Raw genomic sequence first — 18,272 nt, forward strand, 5'->3', positions numbered from 1 at the left:
GGGGTCACCCCACAAGCGCGCTCCTACATGGGCTTATTGGAGCAGGGCGTTAACGGCCTCGAGATCCTTCACGTCGACCGTGCCGGCGGTCTGCTTCAGCAGCAGCTTGTCGAGCACGAACTGGTGGCGGGCCTGCGAGTAGTCGCTGAGCGCCGAGGTGAGGTTCTGCTGCGCGATGAGCACGTCGACGATGGTGCGGGTGCCGACTTCGAAACCCGCCTGCGTGGCGTCGCGGGCGCTCTCGGCCGACTCGACGGCTGCCTTGGTGGCTTCCACCTTGCTGATGCCGGCGACCACCGAGCGGTAGTAGTTCAGCGTGTCGCGGACCACCTGGCGGCGTGTGCTCTCCAGGCCGTCCTGCGCGGCATCGCGCTGGTAGATGCTCTGGCGGACACGCGACTGCGTGGCGCCGCCTGAGAAGATCGGCACGTTCAGCGTGACGCCCACCGAGGTGGCGCCACGGCCGTTGGAGCCCAGCGTGCCCGAGGAGGCGGCGGTGCCGGCGTTCTCGTTCCACGCGCTGCTCTTGCTGTAGCCCAGCGTGGCGTCGATGGTCGGCAGGTGGCCGGCGCGGGCCGACGAAATGCTATGTTCGGCCGAGTCGACGCTGTACTGCGCGGCGATGATGGTCGGGTTCGTCTTCACGGCCTCGGCCACCCAGGCCTGCGGATCGTTCGGCGAGGGCGCATCCATCGGCAGCTGCTCGCGCAGCTTCTTCAGGTTGTCGGAGGGCTTGCCGGTGATCTGGGTGAGCGCCTCGCGCGAATCGGCGAGGGTGTTCTCGGCGGTGATGACCGACGCGACGGCCGTATCGTGCTGCGCCTTGGCGTCCTGCACGTCGGTGATGGCCGACAGGCCCACGTCGAAGCGCTGCTGGGCCTGCTCGAGCTGGCGGGCGAGGGCCTGCTCGTTGGCCTTGGCGAAGGTGAGCGCGTCGTCGTTGGTCAGCACCTGGAAGTAGGCGGTGGCCACGCGGGTGCTCAGCTGCTGCAGGGCGGCCTCGTAGGTGGCGTCCTGCGAATCGGCGTTCGAGCGGGCGGCCTTCAGGTCGGCGTACTTGCTGAAGTCGACGACGCTCTGGCTCACCGTGGCGCCCAGCTGGCGCGTACGGGTGTGGCCGATGTCGCCCGAGTAACCCACGATGGTGGTGCCATCGGCGCCGTAGATCGGCGAGCGGGTGGGGCCGTTCGGGTCGCTCTGGTTCAGGCTGAGCTGGGCGCTGACCTGGGGCAGCAGCAGGGCGCGGGCCTGCGTGACGCCCTCACCGGTCGCCAGGCGGGTGGAATCGGCCTGCGACAGCACCGGGTCGTTGGCCCGTGCCTGGCGGTAAGCATCGAGCAGGTCTTCGGCATGGCTCGCGAAGGGCGCCGCTGCCAGGGCCAGCGCGATGGTGAGGAGCTTCAAGCGCATGGGTTCGCCTCGTGGGTGATGGGGGGATCTTTTAAGGTCAGAGCACGAAGCGCTTCACCGGCGCGGCATGCGCCAGGTAGGGAAGGTCCGTTTCGAACAGCGATTCCTCGCGGTAGCGGCCCTCGCCCTCGTGGGTGAGCAGCACCGCCGTCTGGGCCGGCGAATCGCCGCGGACCACGAACATGCGGCCACCCGGCTTCAGCCAGCGCACGAACTTTTCCGGCACCGCGTGCACGGCGCCCGTGACCACGACGGCATCGAAAACGCCGGCCGGCGTGAAACCGTTGACGGCGTCGGCCACCTCGAGCGTGGCGTTGGCGACGCCGGCGGCGGCCAGGCGCTGGCGCGCGGCGTCGACGAAGTCGGCGTGCATGTCGATGCTGGTGACCTTGCCGGCGAGGTTCGCCAGGCAGGCGGTGAGGTAGCCCGAGCCGGTGCCGATCTCGAGCACCTCGTCGGTCTTGTTCAGCGCCAGGGCCTGCAGCAAGCGGCCTTCGATGACGGGCTTCATCATCAGCTCGCCGTGGCCCAGGGGCAGGTTCATGTCCGCGAAGGCGACGTTGCGGTGCGCCGGCGCCACGAAATCCTCGCGGCGGATGGCCTTGAGCGTGTCGAGCACCGAGTACTCAAGCACCTCCCAGGGGCGGACCTGGTTCTCGACCATGTTCTGGCGGGCCTGCTCGAAATTCATCGCCATGCTGTTCAATCCCGTACGAAAAGCTGCAAAAAGGTTCGAAAGGATAACGGGTTACGCCCCGGTTTTCCTGATGTGCAAAGGCTGCGGCCCCGGTGCGGCCCGGCGAAGTGCCGGAAGTCACCGGGCTGGGCTGACGGAAGTCACCCCCGTGCCAGCCCCCCGCCGGCTGAACGGCAGGTGGTGCCCGGGCCCGGCAGCCATGGAGACCGCCCGGGGCGGCCCCACTTCATTCTAAGGTAGGACAGCGGCCCAACTCCTGTTTCCACGTGCTGTCGCGGCAAAAAGATCCGCGCCATGCTGGAAATAACTGAACCGCTGCGTATAATAAAGTCATAATTTTTGTTTGTGAAGGTGCAGCCATGAACGCCAGCCCGAAAATGAAGACCCAGGGCCCGGGGCGTCCGAAAGACATGGAGAAGCGCGCGGCCATCCTCGACGCGGCCAAGGCGCTCTTCACGCAGGGCGGCTTCGCGGGCACCAGCATGGATGCCGTCGCGGCCTCCGCGGGCGTTTCCAAGCTCACCGTTTACAGCCACTTCGGCGACAAGGACAACCTCTTCCGCGAGGTCATCCGCGCCCACGTGCAGGAACGCCTGCCCGACGACCTGTTCGATTTCGAGGCCGGCGCCGATATCCGCGCCACGCTGGTGGCCATCGCGCGCCGCTATGCCGCCACCGAAACCAACACCGAATCGGTCGGCACCTTCCGCGCCATCCTTTCCGACTGCCAGTCGGGCGGCAACCCGCGCTTTGGCCGCCTCATCTGGGAGGAAGGCCCGGCGCGCATGCACAAGCTGATGGGCCGCCTGCTGGGCGATGCCGCCGAGCGCGGCCAGCTCGAGATCAGCGACGTCAGCCGCGCCACCACGCAGTTCCTGGCCCTGCTCAAGGGCGACCTGCTCATCCGCCGCCTGTTCGGCTGCGAGGATTGCGCCGTGCAGTTCGCCGAGGAAGTGAACACCAACGCGCTCGCCGCGGTCGAGATGTTCATGCGCGCCTACGCGCCCCGCGCGTAACCCTCGCGCCACCACCCCGCTTCATGCTCCAATCGGCCCTGAAGCGGGGGTGCCGGCGCAAGCGCGCAGGCTGAGAGAGTCCCTTCGAACCTGATCCGGTTTGTACCGGCGTAGGAAGCTTCGTCCACGGGAAACGTGCGCGCCGCCGGCGCGTCGTCGCCCGTGGCGGCGCGTCCGCTTCTCCCCTCCCACCAGGACCGAGAAGCCATGAACGCCATGCCACCCGACCTCGCCGACGCCACCCGCGCCCTTTCCCGTTCGGTCACCACGCCCATCCCCGGCTCGCGCAAGATCCACGTGCCCGGCAGCCGGGCCGACCTGCGCGTGCCCATGCGCGAGATCGCCCAGGCCGCCACGCCCACGCTGTTCGGCGGCGAGGCCAACCCGCCCATCGTCGTCTACGACACCTCGGGGCCGTACACCGACCCTGCGCACGCCGTGGACCTGGCCGCGGGCCTGCCGCCGCTGCGCGCGGCGTGGATCGCCGAGCGCGGCGACACCGCCCGCCTCGACGGGCCGGCATCCGCCTTTGGCCGCACCCGCGCCGCCGATGCGCGGCTCGACGCCATCCGCTTCACCGCGCCCCGCGCGCCCCTGCGGGCCCGCCACGGCGCCAACGTGACCCAGATGCATTACGCCCGCCGTGGCATCGTCACGCCCGAGATGGAATACATCGCCATCCGCGAGAACCAGCGCATGGAGGCGCTGGCGGGTTCCGCCCTGCGGGCGCAGCACCGTGGCGAAGCGTTCGGTGCCCGGTTGCCGGCCGCCATCACGCCGCACTTCGTCCGCGACGAAGTGGCCCGGGGCCGCGCCATCATCCCCGCCAACATCAACCACCCCGAAGCCGAGCCGATGATCATTGGCCGGCATTTCCTCACCAAGGTGAACGCCAACATCGGCAACAGCGCCGTGAGTTCCGGCATCGCCGAGGAGGTGGAGAAACTGGTGTGGGCGATCCGCTGGGGCGCCGACACGGTGATGGACCTCTCCACCGGCAAGCACATCCACGAGACGCGCGAGTGGATCCTGCGCAACGCACCGGTCCCCGTGGGCACCGTGCCGATCTACCAGGCGCTGGAGAAAGTGGGCGGCGTGGCCGAGGACCTCACGTGGGAGGTGTTCCGCGACACGCTGGTCGAGCAGGCGGAGCAGGGCGTCGATTACTTCACCATCCACGCCGGCGTGCTGCTGCGTTACGTGCCACTGACGGCGGGGCGCGTCACGGGCATCGTCTCGCGTGGCGGTTCCATCATGGCCAAGTGGTGCCTCGCGCACCACCGCGAGAACTTCCTCTACACGCGCTTCGAGGAGATCTGCGAGATCATGAAGGCCTACGACGTGGCCTTCAGCCTGGGCGACGGCCTGCGCCCGGGTTGCATCGCGGATGCGAACGACGCCGCGCAATTCGGCGAGCTCGATACGCTGGGCGAACTCACCCGGGTGGCGTGGAAGCACGACGTGCAATGCATGGTTGAAGGCCCGGGCCACGTGCCCATGCACCTCATCCGCGAAAACATGGATCGCCAGCTGGCGGTATGCCATGAAGCGCCGTTCTACACGCTGGGGCCGCTCACCACCGATATCGCCCCCGGCTACGACCACATAACCAGCGCTATCGGCGCCGCGATGATCGGCTGGTTCGGCACGGCCATGCTTTGCTACGTCACGCCGAAGGATCACCTGGGCCTGCCCGGCCGCGAGGACGTGCGCGACGGCATCATGGCGTACAAGATCGCCGCCCACGCCGCCGACCTGGCGAAGGGCCACCCCGGCGCGCAGGTACGCGACAACGCCCTGTCGAAGGCGCGCTTCGAGTTCCGCTGGGACGACCAGTTCAACCTGGGCCTGGACCCGGAAAAAGCGCGCGCCATGCACGACGAGACGATGCCGAAGGACGCCCACAAGAGCGCCCATTTCTGCTCCATGTGCGGGCCGAAGTTCTGCTCGATGAAGATCACCCAGGATGTGCGGGAGTATGCGGCGGGGATGGATGGCAAGGCGGCGGAGTTCCGGGCCGCGGGGGCGGAGGTGTATCGGAAGGCCTGAAGAGCATCGCGCGCAAGCGCGCTCCCACAGGGGTAGGGGCAGGTGGTGGCCCCCGCTCTCCTGTGGGAGCGCGCTTGCGCGCGATAGCCCGATGGGATTGCGTCGCATTCGGCCGCCTTCACCCGCTTTTTTCGACGGCGGCCCTACCGTCGAAGGCCTCACCCAACTCCTGCCACCGGAGCACAGGCAATGGCCACCACGAAACCGTTCGTCACCGATATCGAGAACATCCGCAAGCGTGCCCGCGAGCACATCGACAAGGGCGCCGTCACCGCCGGCTACAGCGCCGACCGCGAAACGGTGATCAAGCTGCTGAACGAAGCGCTGGCCACCGAGATCGTGTGCGTGCTGCGCTACAAGTACCACTATTACATGGCGCCTGGCATCCATTCGCAGAGCGTGAAGGCCGAGTTCCTGGAACACGCCAACGAAGAGCAGCAGCATGCCGATCGCATCGCCGAGCGCATCACCCAGCTCGATGGCACGCCCAACTTCAACCCGGATGGCCTGCTCTCGCGCAGCCACGCCGATTACGTCGAAGGCCGCGACCTGGTCGACATGATCAAGGAAGATCTGGTGGCCGAGCGCATCGCCATCGACAGCTACCGCGAGATCATCGGCTACATCGGCGAGGACGACCCGACCACGCGCCGCATCATGGAAGACATCCTGGCGCAGGAAGAAGAACACGCCGAGGACATGGCCACGCTGCTCGAGAACCTGGGCAAGAAGGGCGAGCCCGCGGCACCGGCGAAGCACTGATCAGGTAGGCTGGGCGGTATCGCTCGATGCACGGAGAAGGATGATCATGAACGCGACGACCGCCGCCCCCAACCCCGCGCCGGCCAAACCCCGCCGGCGCCGCCCCCTCAGCCTGGCCATCGCGCTGCCGCTGGCGCTGCTCATCCTGCTGGTGCTCATCCTCATGTGGTGGTGGGACAAGGAGCCGGCGCAGTTCGATCCGGTGCAGGTCACCACGGCGCACATGAAGGCCATCGGCCGGCCCATGAGCACGGGCGCGGTCACCACCTACACGCTCATCCAGTCGGTGGATACGCTGATGGCCAAGCGCGGTGGCTACCTCAGCAACGACAAGTTCCCGCCCGGTGCGTTCATGGACAATATCCCAAACTGGGAATTCGGCTCGCTCACGGCCTCGCGCGACCTGGCCCGCGCCCTGCGCAACGATTTCAGCCGCTCGCAGACGCAATCGGTGGAAGACAAGGCGCTGGGCGAGGCCGATCCGCTGCTCAACAGCCCGAACGACCGCTGGCTGTTCCCCAGCTCGGAATCGCAATACGGCAAGGCCACCGACGATCTTGAGGATTACCTCGGCCGGCTCAGCGATGCCGAGGATGGCAATGCCCACTTCTACGCGCGCGCCGACAACCTCGCCGACTACCTGCAGACCGTCTCGGCCCGCCTGGGCTCGCTGTCGCAGCGGCTGTCGGCCAGCGTGGGCCAGCTGAAGGTGGATGCGGCGCCCAACGCCGATGTCGCCGCCAACGCAGGCCCGGCCAAGGCCGTGTACGTCAAAACCCCGTGGAACAAGATCGACGACAACTTCTACGAGGCGCGCGGGTACACGTGGACTTTGCTTGAGCAGCTGAAGGCCATCCGCCACGATTTCGCACCCATCCTGCGCAGCAAGAACGCCGACGCCAGCCTCCAGCAGGTGATTCGCGAGCTGGAGGAATCGCAGAAGGCGCTGGGTAGCCCCGTGGTGCTCAACGGCTCGCCGTTCGGTTTCTTCGCCAACCACTCGCTGGTGATGGCGAACTACATCTCGCGCGCCAACGCGGCCATCATCGACCTGCGCGGCCTGCTGGGCCGCGGCTAACCATGTAGATAAAAAATGTAGATAAAAAAATGAATGTGGGAGCGCGCTTGCGCGCGATGCCCTTGAAAACCCGGCGAAAGCCGGGTTTTTTATCGGTTCATTCGCTGAAGCAAATGCATGTCTTGAGCGGCTTGCGCCGCCTGAGGCTGGTGCGGCGTCGCGAGTCGGCGGCGGGTGGGCCCCTGGTGCCGCCAGTCGCGGACCTTCGGACCGGGCCGTAGCACCGTTATCGCGATGACCTGATGGTGCGCGGCCCTCCGCTCATGTCGGCCCCAGGGGCCCACCCGCCACCGAGCCCACACGCCCTGTTTCGTGCAGCAAAAGCGATGACCGCGGCGAACCTTCGCTCGGTGTGCACGAAGGCAAACCTAACGCATCCGGCGCCAACGGCAGCTCCCATTAAGGTGGCCTGGGCGCGGCGCGCCGTGACAACGGGCGGACATGGCGTGCAAAACGGAATGCCTCCCCGTGCGTGGATGCGTCACGTGGCTGCGGAAGGGTGGTGCCAGAGGAACCGGCTTGGCTTGTGCCACATGAAATAAGGCGCTTCGGCTCGGGGGCGGGCAGGCCCTTGGGGCCGACATGAGCGGAGGGCCGCCAAGCAGGCGGTTATCGCGACAGCGGCGCTACGGCCCGGTCCGAAGGTCCGCGACTGGCGGCCCCAAGGGCCTGACCGCCCCCGACTCGCGACACCGTACCAGCCTAGGGCGGCGCAAGCCGCATCACTACATGCGTTCGCTTCAGCGAATGAACCGATAAAAAAACCCGGCTTTCGCCGGGTTTTCAAGGGCATCGCGCGCAAGCGCGCTCCCACAGTTTGCAGCTACCAGTTTGCAGCGGCTTACTTGGAGGCCTGGTAGCGCTCGATGCCGGCGATGATCTCCGCCTTGGCCTCGGCCGCCTCGGCCCAGCCATCGACCTTGACCCACTTGCCCTTCTCGAGATCCTTGTAGTGCTCGAAGAAGTGGCCGATGCGCTCGAGCCAGTGGCCCGACACCTGCTTGATGTCGCGGATGTGCGCGTAGCCGGCGAACACCTTCTCGACCGGGACCACGAGCAGCTTCTCGTCGGCGCCGGCTTCGTCCGTCATCTTCAGCATGCCGACCGGGTGGCAGCGGATGACCGAGCCGGGGACCAGCGAGAGGGGGAGGATGACCAGGGCGTCGAGCGGGTCGCCATCGCCGCCCAGGGTGCCCGGCACGTAGCCGTAATTGCACGGGTAGCGCATGGGGGTGGAGAGGATGCGATCGACGAAAATGGCGCCGCTTTCCTTCTCGACCTCATACTTGATGGGCTCGGCGTCCTTCGGGATCTCGATGATGACGTTGATTTCGTCCGGCACGTTCTTGCCGGCGGGGACGAGGTGCAGGCCCATGGGCGTTCCTTGATGCAGTTGGGATAGAGGCAGCCGCAAAGGATACAAGAACCCGGGGCCGGGGCGCTGGGCAGGCCGGAACGCCGTTCAGTCACCCAAAAAAAACGACTGTGGGAGCGCGCTTGCGCGCGATGGGGGGGCAGGCGCAAGCCCCATCGCGCGCAAGCGCGCTCCCACAGGTTTGATCGATGCTACGTTTTTTACAGTGGGCTCAGTGGCTTACTTAAGGTGATCCCACAGGTAGGTGTAGGCCAGGGCGCTCATGAAGGCGGCCTGCTTGTTGTCGGCCGCGGCGCCATGGCCGCCCTCGATGTTTTCGTAGAAGCTGGCATCGAAGCCCATGGCCTGCATGCGGGCGGCCATCTTCCGGGCGTGCACCGGGCCCACGCGGTCATCGCGGGTGGAGGTGGTGAACAGCACGGCCGGGTAGTGGGTGCCCTTGTGCAGGTTGTGGTACGGCGAGAACTTCTGGATGTATTTCCATTCCTCCGGCTTGTCCGGGTCGCCGTACTCGGCCATCCACGAAGCGCCGGCCGACATGTGCGGGTAGCGCTTCATGTCCAGCAGGGCCACCTGGCTCACCACGGCGCCGTACAGCTGCGGGTACTGGGTCAGCATGTTGCCGGCCAGCAGGCCACCGTTGCTGCCGCCCATCATGCCCATGTGCTTCGGCGTGGTGATCTTGCGGTCGATGAGGTCCTGCGAGACGGCCGCGAAATCCTCATAGGCGCGCGGGCGGTTGGCCTTCAGCGCCGCCTGGTGCCAGCGCGGGCCGTATTCGCCGCCGCCACGGATGTTGGCGATGACATAGACGCCGCCCTTGTCCAGCCATGCGCGGCCGGGCCCTGCCAGGTAGCTGGGCTGCAGCGCGATCTCGAAACCGCCGTAGCCGTAGACGAGGGTGGGGTTGGTGCCATCGGCCTTCATCGCCTTCGGCGCGATCTCGAAGTAAGGCACCTTGGTGCCATCCTTCGAGGTGGCGAAGTGCTGCGTCACCTCGTACTTCGAGCCATCGAAGAACTCGGGCGTGTGCTTCAGCGCCTCGCGCCCGCCCTTGCCCAGCACGCCGTAATACAGCGTGGTGGGCTGCAGGAAGCCCGAGACGGTAAGGAAGTACTCGTCGCTCTCGTCGGCGTCGATGCCGCTGGCCGACATGGTCGACAGCGCCGGCGCGCCGCCCAGCGATTCACTCTTCCACGGGCCGGTGGCGGCCGGCGTCAGCACCTGGATCTGGCTGACCACGTCGCGCATGGTGTTGAGGATGAGGTGGGTCTTCGTCCACGAGTGGCTGGCGAGCGAGGTGTGCTCGTCAGGCGTGAACAGCACGGTGAGCTCGCGCTTGCCGGCCATGTAATCGTCGAACTTCGCCGCGAGCAGCGAGCCCGAGGGGTAGGTGGTGCCGCCGACCTTCCAGTCGGTGCGCGGCTCGATCAGCAGCCACTCGCGTTCGACATCGGTCTCGGCATCGTTGGGCACGTCGATCTTGGTGAGCTTGCCGTCCTTGCCGCGGACGAACGATTCGCTGTTGTAGAACTCCAGCGCGCGCATGACGAACTCGCGCTCGAAGCCCGGCGTGAGGTCGCGGTAGGCCGAGATCGACATGTCGGTCTTCTTGCCCTCGTACACCACGGTGGCCGAGGACAGCGGCGTGCCGCGCTTCCACTCCTTGACGATGCGCGGGTAGCTCGAATCGGTCATGGAGCCCGGGCCGAAATCGGTGGCCACGAACAGGTGGTCGTGGTCGATCCAGGCGACCTGGCTTTTCGCCTCGGGCAGGGTGAAGCCATCCTTGACGAAGGCCTTGGTGGTGAGGTCGAACTCGCGGATCACATCGGCATCCGCGCCGCCGCGCGACAGCGAGACAAGGCAGTAGCGGTTATCCGGCTTCAGGCACTGCGCGCCGTGCCATACCCAGTTTTCCTTCTCGCTGGCGGAGAGGGCGTCGAGGTCGATGACGGTTTCCCAGGCCGGGGCATCCTTGCGGTACTCGGCGAGGGTGGTGCGGCGCCACAGGCCCTTCGGGTGCTGCTTGTCGCGCCACAGGTTGTAGTAGTGGTCGCCGATCTTGCTGACCATGGGGATCTTCGCGTCCGAGTCCAGCATCTCGAGGATGCGGCCGTCGAGCGTCTTGAAGTCCTGGCCGGCGGCGTACTTGGCGACCGTCCTGGCGTTCTCGTCCTTCACCCATGCGAGGGGTTTGGCGCCGTCGATGTCGTCGAGCCACAGGTTTTCGTCGTCGCCAGCGGCCTGGGTGGCCGGGGCGGGGGTCTTGGTCGGTTCTTTGGCGTGGGTCATGCCACTGAAAGTAAGGGCGATGGCCAGCGCAATCCAGCGTCGCTGCATGGGTGGGGTCCGTTCGTTGAGCAGAACCCGGACCTTAGCCCAGTGGGGGCCACAGAGGCCCCATGACTTCCGGCATGGCAGAAATGTAGGAGCCCACCCCGTGGGCGACAGCTTTTGGCTTTATCGCGAAAAGATGTCGCCCACGGGGTGGGCTCCTACGAGGGCTCAAAGCAACGGAATGAGAAGCAGCGCAACGATATTGATGATCTTGATCAACGGATTCACCGCCGGCCCCGCCGTGTCCTTGTAGGGATCGCCCACGGTATCGCCGGTCACGGCCGCCTTGTGGGCGTCGGAACCCTTGCCGCCGAAGTTGCCGTCCTCGATGTACTTCTTGGCGTTATCCCACGCGCCGCCGCCGGTGGTCATCGAGATGGCCACGAACAGGCCGGTGACGATGGTGCCGATCAGCACGCCGCCCAGCGCCTGCGCGCCGGCCTCGGGGCCGCCAAGCCACTTGAAGCCAAAGATGACCACCACCGGCACCAGCACCGGCAGCAGCGACGGCACCAGCATCTCGCGGATGGCCGAGCGGGTGAGCATGTCCACCGCGCGCGAGTAATCCGGCTTGGTGGTGCCCTGCATGATCCCGGCGATCTCGCGGAACTGGCGGCGCACTTCCTCCACCACCGAGCCCGCGGCGCGGCCCACCGCCTCCATCGCCATGGCGGCGAAGAGGTAGGGGATGAGGCCGCCGATGAGCAGGCCGATGATCACGTAATGGTTGGAGAGATCGAAGCGCACCTCGGTGCCGCCGAAGTGGACGTTGAGGTTGTGCGTGTAGTCGGCGAACAGGACCAGGGCGGCGAGGCCGGCCGAGCCGATGGCGTAACCCTTCGTCACTGCCTTTGTGGTGTTGCCCACGGCATCGAGGGGGTCGGTGACGCCGCGCACGTCGGCGGGCAGTTCGGCCATTTCGGCGATGCCGCCGGCGTTGTCGGTGATGGGGCCATAGGCGTCCAGGGCCACCACCATGCCGGTCATGCTCAGCATGGCCGTGGCGCTGATGGCGATGCCGTACAGGCCGGCCAGGGCGAACGAACCCCAGATGGCGGCGCATACCGCGATCACCGGCAGCGCCGTGGATTTCATCGACACACCCAGGCCCGCGATGATGTTGGTCGCATGCCCGGTCGTGGACGACTGCGCCACGTGGCGTACCGGCCGGTATTCCGTGGCCGTGTAGTACTCGGTGATGACTACCATCGCGCCGGTGAGCACCAGGCCGATCAGCGCGCAGCCATACAGGCGGCCCGTGCCAAAGGCGCTATCGGCCATCAGCTGCTGCGTGATGGGCCAGAAGGCGATGGCCGCGAGCAGCGCCGACACGAAGACGCCCGCGTAGAGCGCGTTCATGATCTTGCCGCCGCGGGTTTTCACGAAGAACGTGCCGATGACCGAGGCCACGATCGACGACCCGCCGAGTACCAGGGGGTAGAGCACGCCGTTCGGGCCCACCTCGGTGGCCAGCACGCCGCCCAGCAGCATGGTGGCGATGAGCGTCACCGCGTAGGTCTCGAAGAGGTCGGCCGCCATGCCGGCGCAATCGCCGACGTTGTCGCCCACGTTGTCGGCGATCACCGCGGGGTTGCGCGGGTCGTCCTCGGGGATGCCGGCCTCCACCTTGCCCACCAGGTCGGCGCCCACGTCGGCGCCCTTGGTGAAGATGCCACCGCCCAGGCGGGCGAAGATCGAGATGAGCGACGAGCCGAATGCCAGCCCGACGAGGGCATGCAATACGTGGCCGCGCTCGTAGCCCATGTGGGTCAGCACGCCGTAGTAGCCGGCCACGCCCAGCAGGCCCAGGCCCACCACCAGCATGCCGGTGACGGCGCCGCCGCGGAACGCCACGGCCAGGGCAGAAGAAAGGCCGCTGCGGGCGGCCTCGGCGGTACGCACGTTGGCACGAACCGAGACGTTCATGCCGATATAGCCTGCCGCCCCCGAGAGCACAGCGCCCACCGCGAAGCCGATGGCGGTGCCCCAGTCGAGGCAGGTGCCTATGAGCAGGAAGAGGACGATGCCGACGACGCCGATGGTGGCGTACTGGCGGTTGAGATAGGCGCGGGCTCCTTCCTGGATGGCCGCCGCGATTTCCTGCATGCGTTCATTGCCTGGCGAGCGCGCCAGGACCCAGCTGACCGAAAATGCGCCATACAGAATCGCAACGACCGCACATCCCAGCGCGATCCACAAACCGTACTGTTGCAGCATCGAAGCCTCCCCGGATTGTAGGAGCCCATGCAGGGCTGACCGGAGTATAGGCATCGGTGGCGCGGAAACATGTTGTGCGCTGCGGGATCAGGGGCCACATACCCGATCGCGTAGCCTGGCCCGCACTCGTAGGAGCGCACCCCGTGCGCGATAGGTGCTCGCGACACGCCCCATCGCCCAGGGTCACCCATCGCGCACAGGGTGCGCTCCTGCATTGGGTTAGTGGCTCTGCAGGACGATATCCGTGATGATCCCGGTGGCCACGGCGACGAGCAGGAACTGGCCGTCATCGTCATCGCGCACCCAGTGGTAACCGCGCGGCGGCTCGCGCAGGCGGCGCGTGCGCCAGTCGTCCACCACCACCACGCGGCCGTCGTAGCGGTGGCCACGTTCCCAGTGGTGCGCATAGCGCGGCGGCGGGGGCGGCGGCGGGCGATGGTCGTCGTGCCAGTCGCGGCGGTCGTCACGGTGGTCGTCGCGATGGTCGCGATCGTCGTGGTGGCCATCGTGCCAGTCGCGGTGGTCGTCGTGGCCCGGGGGCGGCGGCGGATCCCATGCGAAGGCCGGGGCGATGGTGCTGGTCGAGACCAGGCAGAAAGCGATTTTGGTCAGGAGTTTCATTGCGACCTCTCCCTTAGCGGATAGCCATGTCTACGATGATGCCGGTCGCGATGGCGACAAGCAGGAAATTGTTGTTCTCACGCACCCAGTGGTAGCCACGCGGCGGCTGGCGCAGGCGGTAGCTGCCGTAGTCGTACACGACCACGTTGGGGCCGTAGTACCGGTGGCCGCGTTCCCAATGGCCGTAGTAGCGCGGCGGCGGGGGCGGGCGGTGGTAGTACGACGGGCCGTGGTAGTAGCCGTGGCCGTAATAGCGCGGCGGGGGCGGCGGCGGGCGATGGCCGTGCCAGCCGTTGTCACGGTGCCAGTCACCGCGGCCACGGTCGTGGTGCCAGTCCGCGCGGCGATCGTGGCCGCGGTCGTAGTGGCCGCCGCGGTCGCGGTCATGGTGGTCGCGATCCGGCGCGGCCACCGCCACCGTGGTGGTGGCAAGCGCCAGGGCGGCAAGGGCGGTACGCAGCATCGTTTTCATGGTCGTTCTCTCAGTGACGATCCGCAGACCTCGGGACCGACGACCCGCATCCTAGGAAGCGAAACCTGAACCGATGGGCGCGTTTTTGAAAGACCGGCGAAAGCAATTAAGTGTCGCGACAGCTATTGAACTGGCCCGTTCAGTAAATAGCGCCGGGGCGAAACTCAAGTGTCAGATTTGACGGGCGTTCTGGCAGGAACAGCGCGGTGCGCCGTTCAGGTGTTCGGGCAAGGATTTTCCCGCCGCGGAGCACCATGAGCCGGGTGGCTTTCAGCCGGATCGCCTCGTAAGCATCGCCCGCCTGGAGCAGCACGCCATCGGCGCGGTTGCCCGGCGCGATGCCATGACCCTCTAGGCCCAGCACGCGGGCGCCGTTCGTCGTCACCGCCTCGAAGCACTGCGATACCCCGGCCATCGAGGTCATCTGCGCCACATGCAGGCCCATGTGCGCCACCTCGAGCATGTCGGCCGAGCCCATGCCGTACCACGGATCCATGACGCAGTCGGCGCCAAACGCCACGTTGACGCCGGCGGCGAGCAGCTCGGGCACGCGCGTCATGCCACGGCGCTTCGGGTAGGTATCGTGGCGGCCCTGCAGCGTGATGTTGATGAGCGGGTTGGCGATGGCGTGCACGCCCGCCTCCGCGATGAGCGGCAGCAGCTTCGAGACGTAGTAGTTATCCATCGAGTGCATGGACGTGAGGTGCGAACCCGTGACACGCCCTTGCAGGCCCGTGCGCACGGTTTCCGCCGCCAGCGTTTCGATGTGGCGCGACCAGGGGTCGTCGGATTCGTCGCAATGCATGTCGACGCGCAGGCCGCGTTCCGCCGCCAGCTCGCACAGCCAGCGGATGGATTCGGCGCCATCGGCCATCGTGCGTTCGAAGTGCGGGATGCCGCCGACCACGTCGACCCCCATGTCGAGCGCGCGCACGAGGTTGGCCTTAGCCATGCGCGAGCGCAGCAGGCCATCCTGCGGAAACGCCACCAGCTCCAGGTGCAGGTAGGGCGCGACCTTGCGCTTCACTTCCAGCAGGGCCTCGGTGGCGAGCAGGCGGTCGTCGCATACATCGACATGGCTGCGGATGGCGAGCAGGCCCTGCGCCACCGCCATGTCGCAATACGCCATGGCGCGCTTCACCAGCGCATCGATGGTGAGGTCGGGTTTCAGTTCGCCCCACAACGCGATGCCTTCCAAAAGGGTGCCCGAGGCGTTCAGCCGCGGCAGGCCCAGCGACAGCGTGGCATCCATGTGGAAATGCGGATCGACGAAGGGCGGCGAGAAGAGCCGGCCCTGCGCGTCGATCTCCTGTGCGCCTTGCGCGGGCAAGGCGGGCTGGATGGCGGCGAAGCGGCCACCCTCGATGCCGATGTCGACATCCCGGCGGCCGTCGGGAAGGGTGGCGTGGCGGATGATGAGGTCCATGGGAAGCTCCGGGTATCGACCCCGAATGATACCCGCCGCCCCCGGCTGTACGAGCGCGCTTGCGCGCGATGGATGCCGCGGCAACCCACATCGCGCGCAAGCGCGCTCCCACAGGGCTTAGGGTCTTCACGCAGTCGAACGCCCTTCTTGGCACCATAGGGCTACCCATGAAGCTCTCCGACAAACTCGCCATCCTTGCCGATGCCGCTAAGTACGATGCCTCGTGCTCGTCGAGTGGCGGGAAGGGCCGTAACTCGCTCGGCACGGGCGGTATCGGATCCACCGAGGGCATGGGCATCTGCCATGCGTACGCGCCGGACGGGCGCTGCATTTCGCTTTTGAAGATCCTGCTCACGAACTTCTGCGTGTACGACTGCGCGTACTGCGTGAACCGCCGCAGCAGCAACGTACAGCGCGCGCGGTTCACGGCGGAGGAGGTGGTGAACCTCACGCTGGAGTTCTACCGCCGCAACTACATCGAAGGCCTGTTCCTGTCGTCCGGCATCATCCAGTCGCCCGACTACACGATGGAGCAGCTGGTGCGCGTGGCGCGTTCGCTGCGCGTCGACCACAAGTTCGGCGGCTATATCCATTTGAAGACGATCCCGGATGCCTCCCCGGAGCTGATCGACGCGGCGGGCCGCTGGGCCGATCGCCTGAGCATCAACGTGGAGATGCCGACCGAAGGCGGCCTCAAGACCCTCGCGCCCGAGAAGCACCTGGGTGATATCCGCAGCGCCATGGGCCGCCTGCGCTTGTCGATCGACGAGGCGAAGGCCGAGAAGAAGGCACCCCGGTTCGCGCCGGCAGGGCAAAGCACGCAGATGATCGTGGGCGCCGATGCGGCCAGCGACCGCGACGTGCTCACCGCCAGCACCAACCTTTACACGAACTACCGGCTGCGCCGCGTCTACTACTCGGCGTTCAGCCCGATCCCCGATGCATCGAAGATCCTGCCGCTGAAGCCGCCGCCGCTGGTGCGCGAGCACCGGCTGTACCAGGCTGACTGGCTGATGCGTTTCTACGGCTTCCGCGCCGACGAGATCGCGCCACCGGGCGACGATGGCATGCTTTCGCTCGACGTCGACCCCAAGCTGGCCTGGGCACTGCGCCACCGCGAGCAGTTCCCGGTCGACGTGAATAAGGCCGCGCGCGACATGCTGCTGCGCGTACCGGGCCTTGGCGTCAAGACCGTCGACAAGATGATCGCCATGCGCGTGCACCGGCGTATCCGATACGACGACCTTATCCGCCTGCGCGTGCCGGTGAAGAAGGTGGCGCCCTTCGTCGAGACCGTGGACCACCGCCCGCGTGGCGACCACGAGAGCGTGGTGCTCCACCGCGACCTGCGCGAGCCCGCGCAACCGGATCTGTTCGGCTGATGCTTCACGTTTCGCTGGCCGACCCGTCCGACCTCGCGGAATGGCGGGGCAAGGCGCGCGCGTTGTTGCTGGCGGGTATCGATCCGCAGCACGTGGCATGGGGCGGCGAAGGGCTGTTCGGCGGGGATGATGCGATCCCGCCGCCGCTTGGTGGCAAGCCGCCCGCCGTGCCCCGCGATTTCCTCAACGTGGCCAACACCGTGCTGGCGCACAGCGACCCGCGCCGCCACGCCGTGCTCTACCGCATGCTGTGGCGCCTCACCCACGGCGAGAAAGGCCTGCTGGCCATCGCCACCGACGATGACGTCGCATGGGCGCACGCCTGCGTGAAGCAGGTGAATCGCGACATGCACAAGATGAAGGCGTTCGTCCGCTTCCGCGAAGTGGCGGTGGACGATGGCACGGTGTACGTCGCGTGGTTCGAACCGGCGCACGACATCGTCACCCGTGTCGCCCCGTTCTTCGTCCGCCGCTTCACGGGTATGCGCTGGTCGCTGCTCACGCCCGCGCGCACCGCGCACTGGGATGGCGACGCGCTGAGCTTCGGGCCGGGCGCCAGCCGCGCCGACGCACCGTCGGGCGATGCGCTGGAAGACCTGTGGCGCACGTATTACTCGAGCATCTTCAACCCCGCGCGATTGAAGGTGGACGCGATGAAGCGCGAGATGCCGGTGAAGTACTGGAAGAACCTGCCGGAAGCCCAGCTGATACCCACGCTGGTGCGCGATGCGTTGCCGCGCATGCAGGCCATGGTGGAGAAGGAGGCCACGGTGCCGAAGAAGCGGGTGGCGCCGCTGGCGAAGGCCATGGACACCGCGCCCGCGGGCAGCCTCACGGCCTTGCGCCAGCAGGCGCGCGACTGCCGCGCGTGCGATTTGTGGCGGCCCGCGACGCAGACGGTGTTCGGCGAGGGCCCTGCCGATGCGCGCATCGTGGTCATCGGCGAGCAGCCGGGCGACCAGGAAGACCTGGCCGGCAAACCGTTCGTCGGCCCGGCCGGCAAGCTGTTCAACCAGGCGATGGAAGAAGCGGGCGTATCGCGCGCCGCGGTGTACGTCACCAACACCGTCAAGCACTTCAAGTTCGAACCGCGCGGCAAGCGGCGCCTGCACAAGCGTGCCAACGCGGAAGAACAGGCGGCGTGCCGGCCGTGGCTGGCGGCCGAGATCGAACGCATCCAGCCCGATGCGCTGGTATGCCTCGGCGCCATGGCGGCGCAGGCCGTATTCGGGGCGTCGTTCCGGCTCATGGCCCAGCGCGGCGAGTGGATCACGCTACCCGGCGGCCGCAAGGCCATGGCCACCGTACACCCCTCGTACCTGCTGCGCCTGCCCGGGGAAGAGGAACGCGCCGAGGCGTACGCCGCGTTCGTCCGCGACCTGGGTCTGATGCGCGACCTACTCATGTAGGAGCCCACGGGTGGGCGA

At 67.1% G+C, this 18,272-nt stretch carries 14 protein-coding genes and 1 riboswitch; of the genes, 6 read left to right on the top strand and 8 right to left on the bottom strand.

Annotation, left to right across the window (positions count from 1 at the left end; all coding sequences use genetic code 11):
• Positions 1-33: 33 nt before the first annotated feature.
• Together VI08_RS18160 and VI08_RS18165 are read right to left on the bottom strand one after the other, a co-directional pair.
• Positions 34-1,410: a TolC family outer membrane protein gene (locus VI08_RS18160; protein WP_045831051.1), complete on the bottom strand. Its 1,377-nt coding sequence runs from the start codon at positions 1,408-1,410 to the stop codon at positions 34-36.
• Positions 1,411-1,447: 37 nt separating this feature from the next.
• A complete protein-coding gene (locus VI08_RS18165) occupies positions 1,448-2,107 on the bottom strand; it encodes a protein-L-isoaspartate O-methyltransferase family protein (RefSeq protein ID WP_045831052.1) in 660 nt (219 codons plus the stop codon).
• Between the two features lie 359 nt (positions 2,108-2,466).
• Here VI08_RS18165 and VI08_RS18170 point away from each other — a divergent pair, with 359 nt between their 5' ends.
• From VI08_RS18170 to VI08_RS18185, 4 genes are all read left to right on the top strand, one after another.
• A complete protein-coding gene (locus tag VI08_RS18170) occupies positions 2,467-3,123 on the top strand; it encodes a TetR/AcrR family transcriptional regulator (RefSeq protein WP_045831053.1) in 657 nt (218 codons plus the stop codon).
• 35 nt (positions 3,124-3,158) lie between these two features.
• A riboswitch (TPP riboswitch) is annotated at positions 3,159-3,257 on the top strand.
• 73 nt (positions 3,258-3,330) lie between these two features.
• Entirely contained in the window at positions 3,331-5,172 is a 1,842-nt protein-coding gene (gene thiC, locus VI08_RS18175) for a phosphomethylpyrimidine synthase ThiC (protein ID WP_045831054.1), read from the top strand.
• 189 nt (positions 5,173-5,361) lie between these two features.
• The gene (locus VI08_RS18180; protein ID WP_045831055.1) at positions 5,362-5,934 is read left to right on the top strand and encodes a ferritin-like domain-containing protein; all 573 of its coding nucleotides are present in this window, start codon (positions 5,362-5,364) and stop codon (positions 5,932-5,934) included.
• A gap of 46 nt (positions 5,935-5,980) precedes the next feature.
• Positions 5,981-7,012 (top strand): DUF2333 family protein, encoded by a 1,032-nt coding sequence (locus tag VI08_RS18185; RefSeq protein WP_157006916.1) that lies wholly within the window; start codon positions 5,981-5,983, stop codon positions 7,010-7,012.
• An 841-nt stretch (positions 7,013-7,853) separates the two neighbouring features.
• Here the strand turns inward: VI08_RS18185 and ppa are convergent.
• From ppa to VI08_RS18215, 6 genes are all read right to left on the bottom strand, one after another.
• Positions 7,854-8,387 carry an inorganic diphosphatase gene (gene ppa, locus VI08_RS18190; RefSeq protein WP_045831056.1) on the bottom strand — a complete coding sequence of 178 codons (534 nt, stop codon included), beginning with the start codon at positions 8,385-8,387 and terminating at the stop codon, positions 7,854-7,856.
• A 219-nt stretch (positions 8,388-8,606) separates the two neighbouring features.
• Positions 8,607-10,682 carry a prolyl oligopeptidase family serine peptidase gene (locus VI08_RS18195; RefSeq protein WP_428992166.1) on the bottom strand — a complete coding sequence of 692 codons (2,076 nt, stop codon included), beginning with the start codon at positions 10,680-10,682 and terminating at the stop codon, positions 8,607-8,609.
• 213 nt (positions 10,683-10,895) lie between these two features.
• Positions 10,896-12,944: a sodium-translocating pyrophosphatase gene (locus VI08_RS18200; RefSeq protein ID WP_045831058.1), complete on the bottom strand. Its 2,049-nt coding sequence runs from the start codon at positions 12,942-12,944 to the stop codon at positions 10,896-10,898.
• A 219-nt stretch (positions 12,945-13,163) separates the two neighbouring features.
• The gene (locus VI08_RS18205; RefSeq protein ID WP_045831059.1) at positions 13,164-13,565 is read right to left on the bottom strand and encodes an RcnB family protein; all 402 of its coding nucleotides are present in this window, start codon (positions 13,563-13,565) and stop codon (positions 13,164-13,166) included.
• A gap of 13 nt (positions 13,566-13,578) precedes the next feature.
• Positions 13,579-14,037, bottom strand: a complete 459-nt coding sequence (locus VI08_RS18210; RefSeq protein ID WP_045831060.1) for an RcnB family protein — start codon at positions 14,035-14,037, stop codon at positions 13,579-13,581.
• Between the two features lie 139 nt (positions 14,038-14,176).
• The gene (locus VI08_RS18215) at positions 14,177-15,463 is read right to left on the bottom strand and encodes an amidohydrolase family protein (protein ID WP_045831061.1); all 1,287 of its coding nucleotides are present in this window, start codon (positions 15,461-15,463) and stop codon (positions 14,177-14,179) included.
• A gap of 167 nt (positions 15,464-15,630) precedes the next feature.
• Between VI08_RS18215 and VI08_RS18220 the strand changes: the two genes are divergently transcribed.
• Positions 15,631-16,845 (top strand): putative DNA modification/repair radical SAM protein, encoded by a 1,215-nt coding sequence (locus VI08_RS18220; protein WP_045831062.1) that lies wholly within the window; start codon positions 15,631-15,633, stop codon positions 16,843-16,845.
• Positions 16,845-18,254, top strand: a complete 1,410-nt coding sequence (locus VI08_RS18225; RefSeq protein WP_045831063.1) for a UdgX family uracil-DNA binding protein — start codon at positions 16,845-16,847, stop codon at positions 18,252-18,254. Before VI08_RS18220 ends, VI08_RS18225 begins: the two co-directional genes overlap by 1 nt.
• Positions 18,255-18,272: the final 18 nt, after the last annotated feature.

This window comes from Luteibacter yeojuensis (genome assembly GCF_000964085.1).
Taxonomy (GTDB): Bacteria; Pseudomonadota; Gammaproteobacteria; order Xanthomonadales; family Rhodanobacteraceae; genus Luteibacter; species Luteibacter yeojuensis_A.

Coding starts and splice junctions, on each gene's coding strand:
- VI08_RS18160 (WP_045831051.1), bottom strand. CDS start 1,410: ATGCGCTTGAAGCTCCTCACCATCGCGCTGGCCCTGGCAGCGGCGCCC.
- VI08_RS18165 (WP_045831052.1), bottom strand. CDS start 2,107: ATGGCGATGAATTTCGAGCAGGCCCGCCAGAACATGGTCGAGAACCAG.
- VI08_RS18170 (WP_045831053.1), top strand. CDS start 2,467: ATGAACGCCAGCCCGAAAATGAAGACCCAGGGCCCGGGGCGTCCGAAA.
- thiC (WP_045831054.1), top strand. CDS start 3,331: ATGAACGCCATGCCACCCGACCTCGCCGACGCCACCCGCGCCCTTTCC.
- VI08_RS18180 (WP_045831055.1), top strand. CDS start 5,362: ATGGCCACCACGAAACCGTTCGTCACCGATATCGAGAACATCCGCAAG.
- VI08_RS18185 (WP_157006916.1), top strand. CDS start 5,981: ATGAACGCGACGACCGCCGCCCCCAACCCCGCGCCGGCCAAACCCCGC.
- ppa (WP_045831056.1), bottom strand. CDS start 8,387: ATGGGCCTGCACCTCGTCCCCGCCGGCAAGAACGTGCCGGACGAAATC.
- VI08_RS18195 (WP_428992166.1), bottom strand. CDS start 10,682: ATGACCCACGCCAAAGAACCGACCAAGACCCCCGCCCCGGCCACCCAG.
- VI08_RS18200 (WP_045831058.1), bottom strand. CDS start 12,944: ATGCTGCAACAGTACGGTTTGTGGATCGCGCTGGGATGTGCGGTCGTT.
- VI08_RS18205 (WP_045831059.1), bottom strand. CDS start 13,565: ATGAAACTCCTGACCAAAATCGCTTTCTGCCTGGTCTCGACCAGCACC.
- VI08_RS18210 (WP_045831060.1), bottom strand. CDS start 14,037: ATGAAAACGATGCTGCGTACCGCCCTTGCCGCCCTGGCGCTTGCCACC.
- VI08_RS18215 (WP_045831061.1), bottom strand. CDS start 15,463: ATGGACCTCATCATCCGCCACGCCACCCTTCCCGACGGCCGCCGGGAT.
- VI08_RS18220 (WP_045831062.1), top strand. CDS start 15,631: ATGAAGCTCTCCGACAAACTCGCCATCCTTGCCGATGCCGCTAAGTAC.
- VI08_RS18225 (WP_045831063.1), top strand. CDS start 16,845: ATGCTTCACGTTTCGCTGGCCGACCCGTCCGACCTCGCGGAATGGCGG.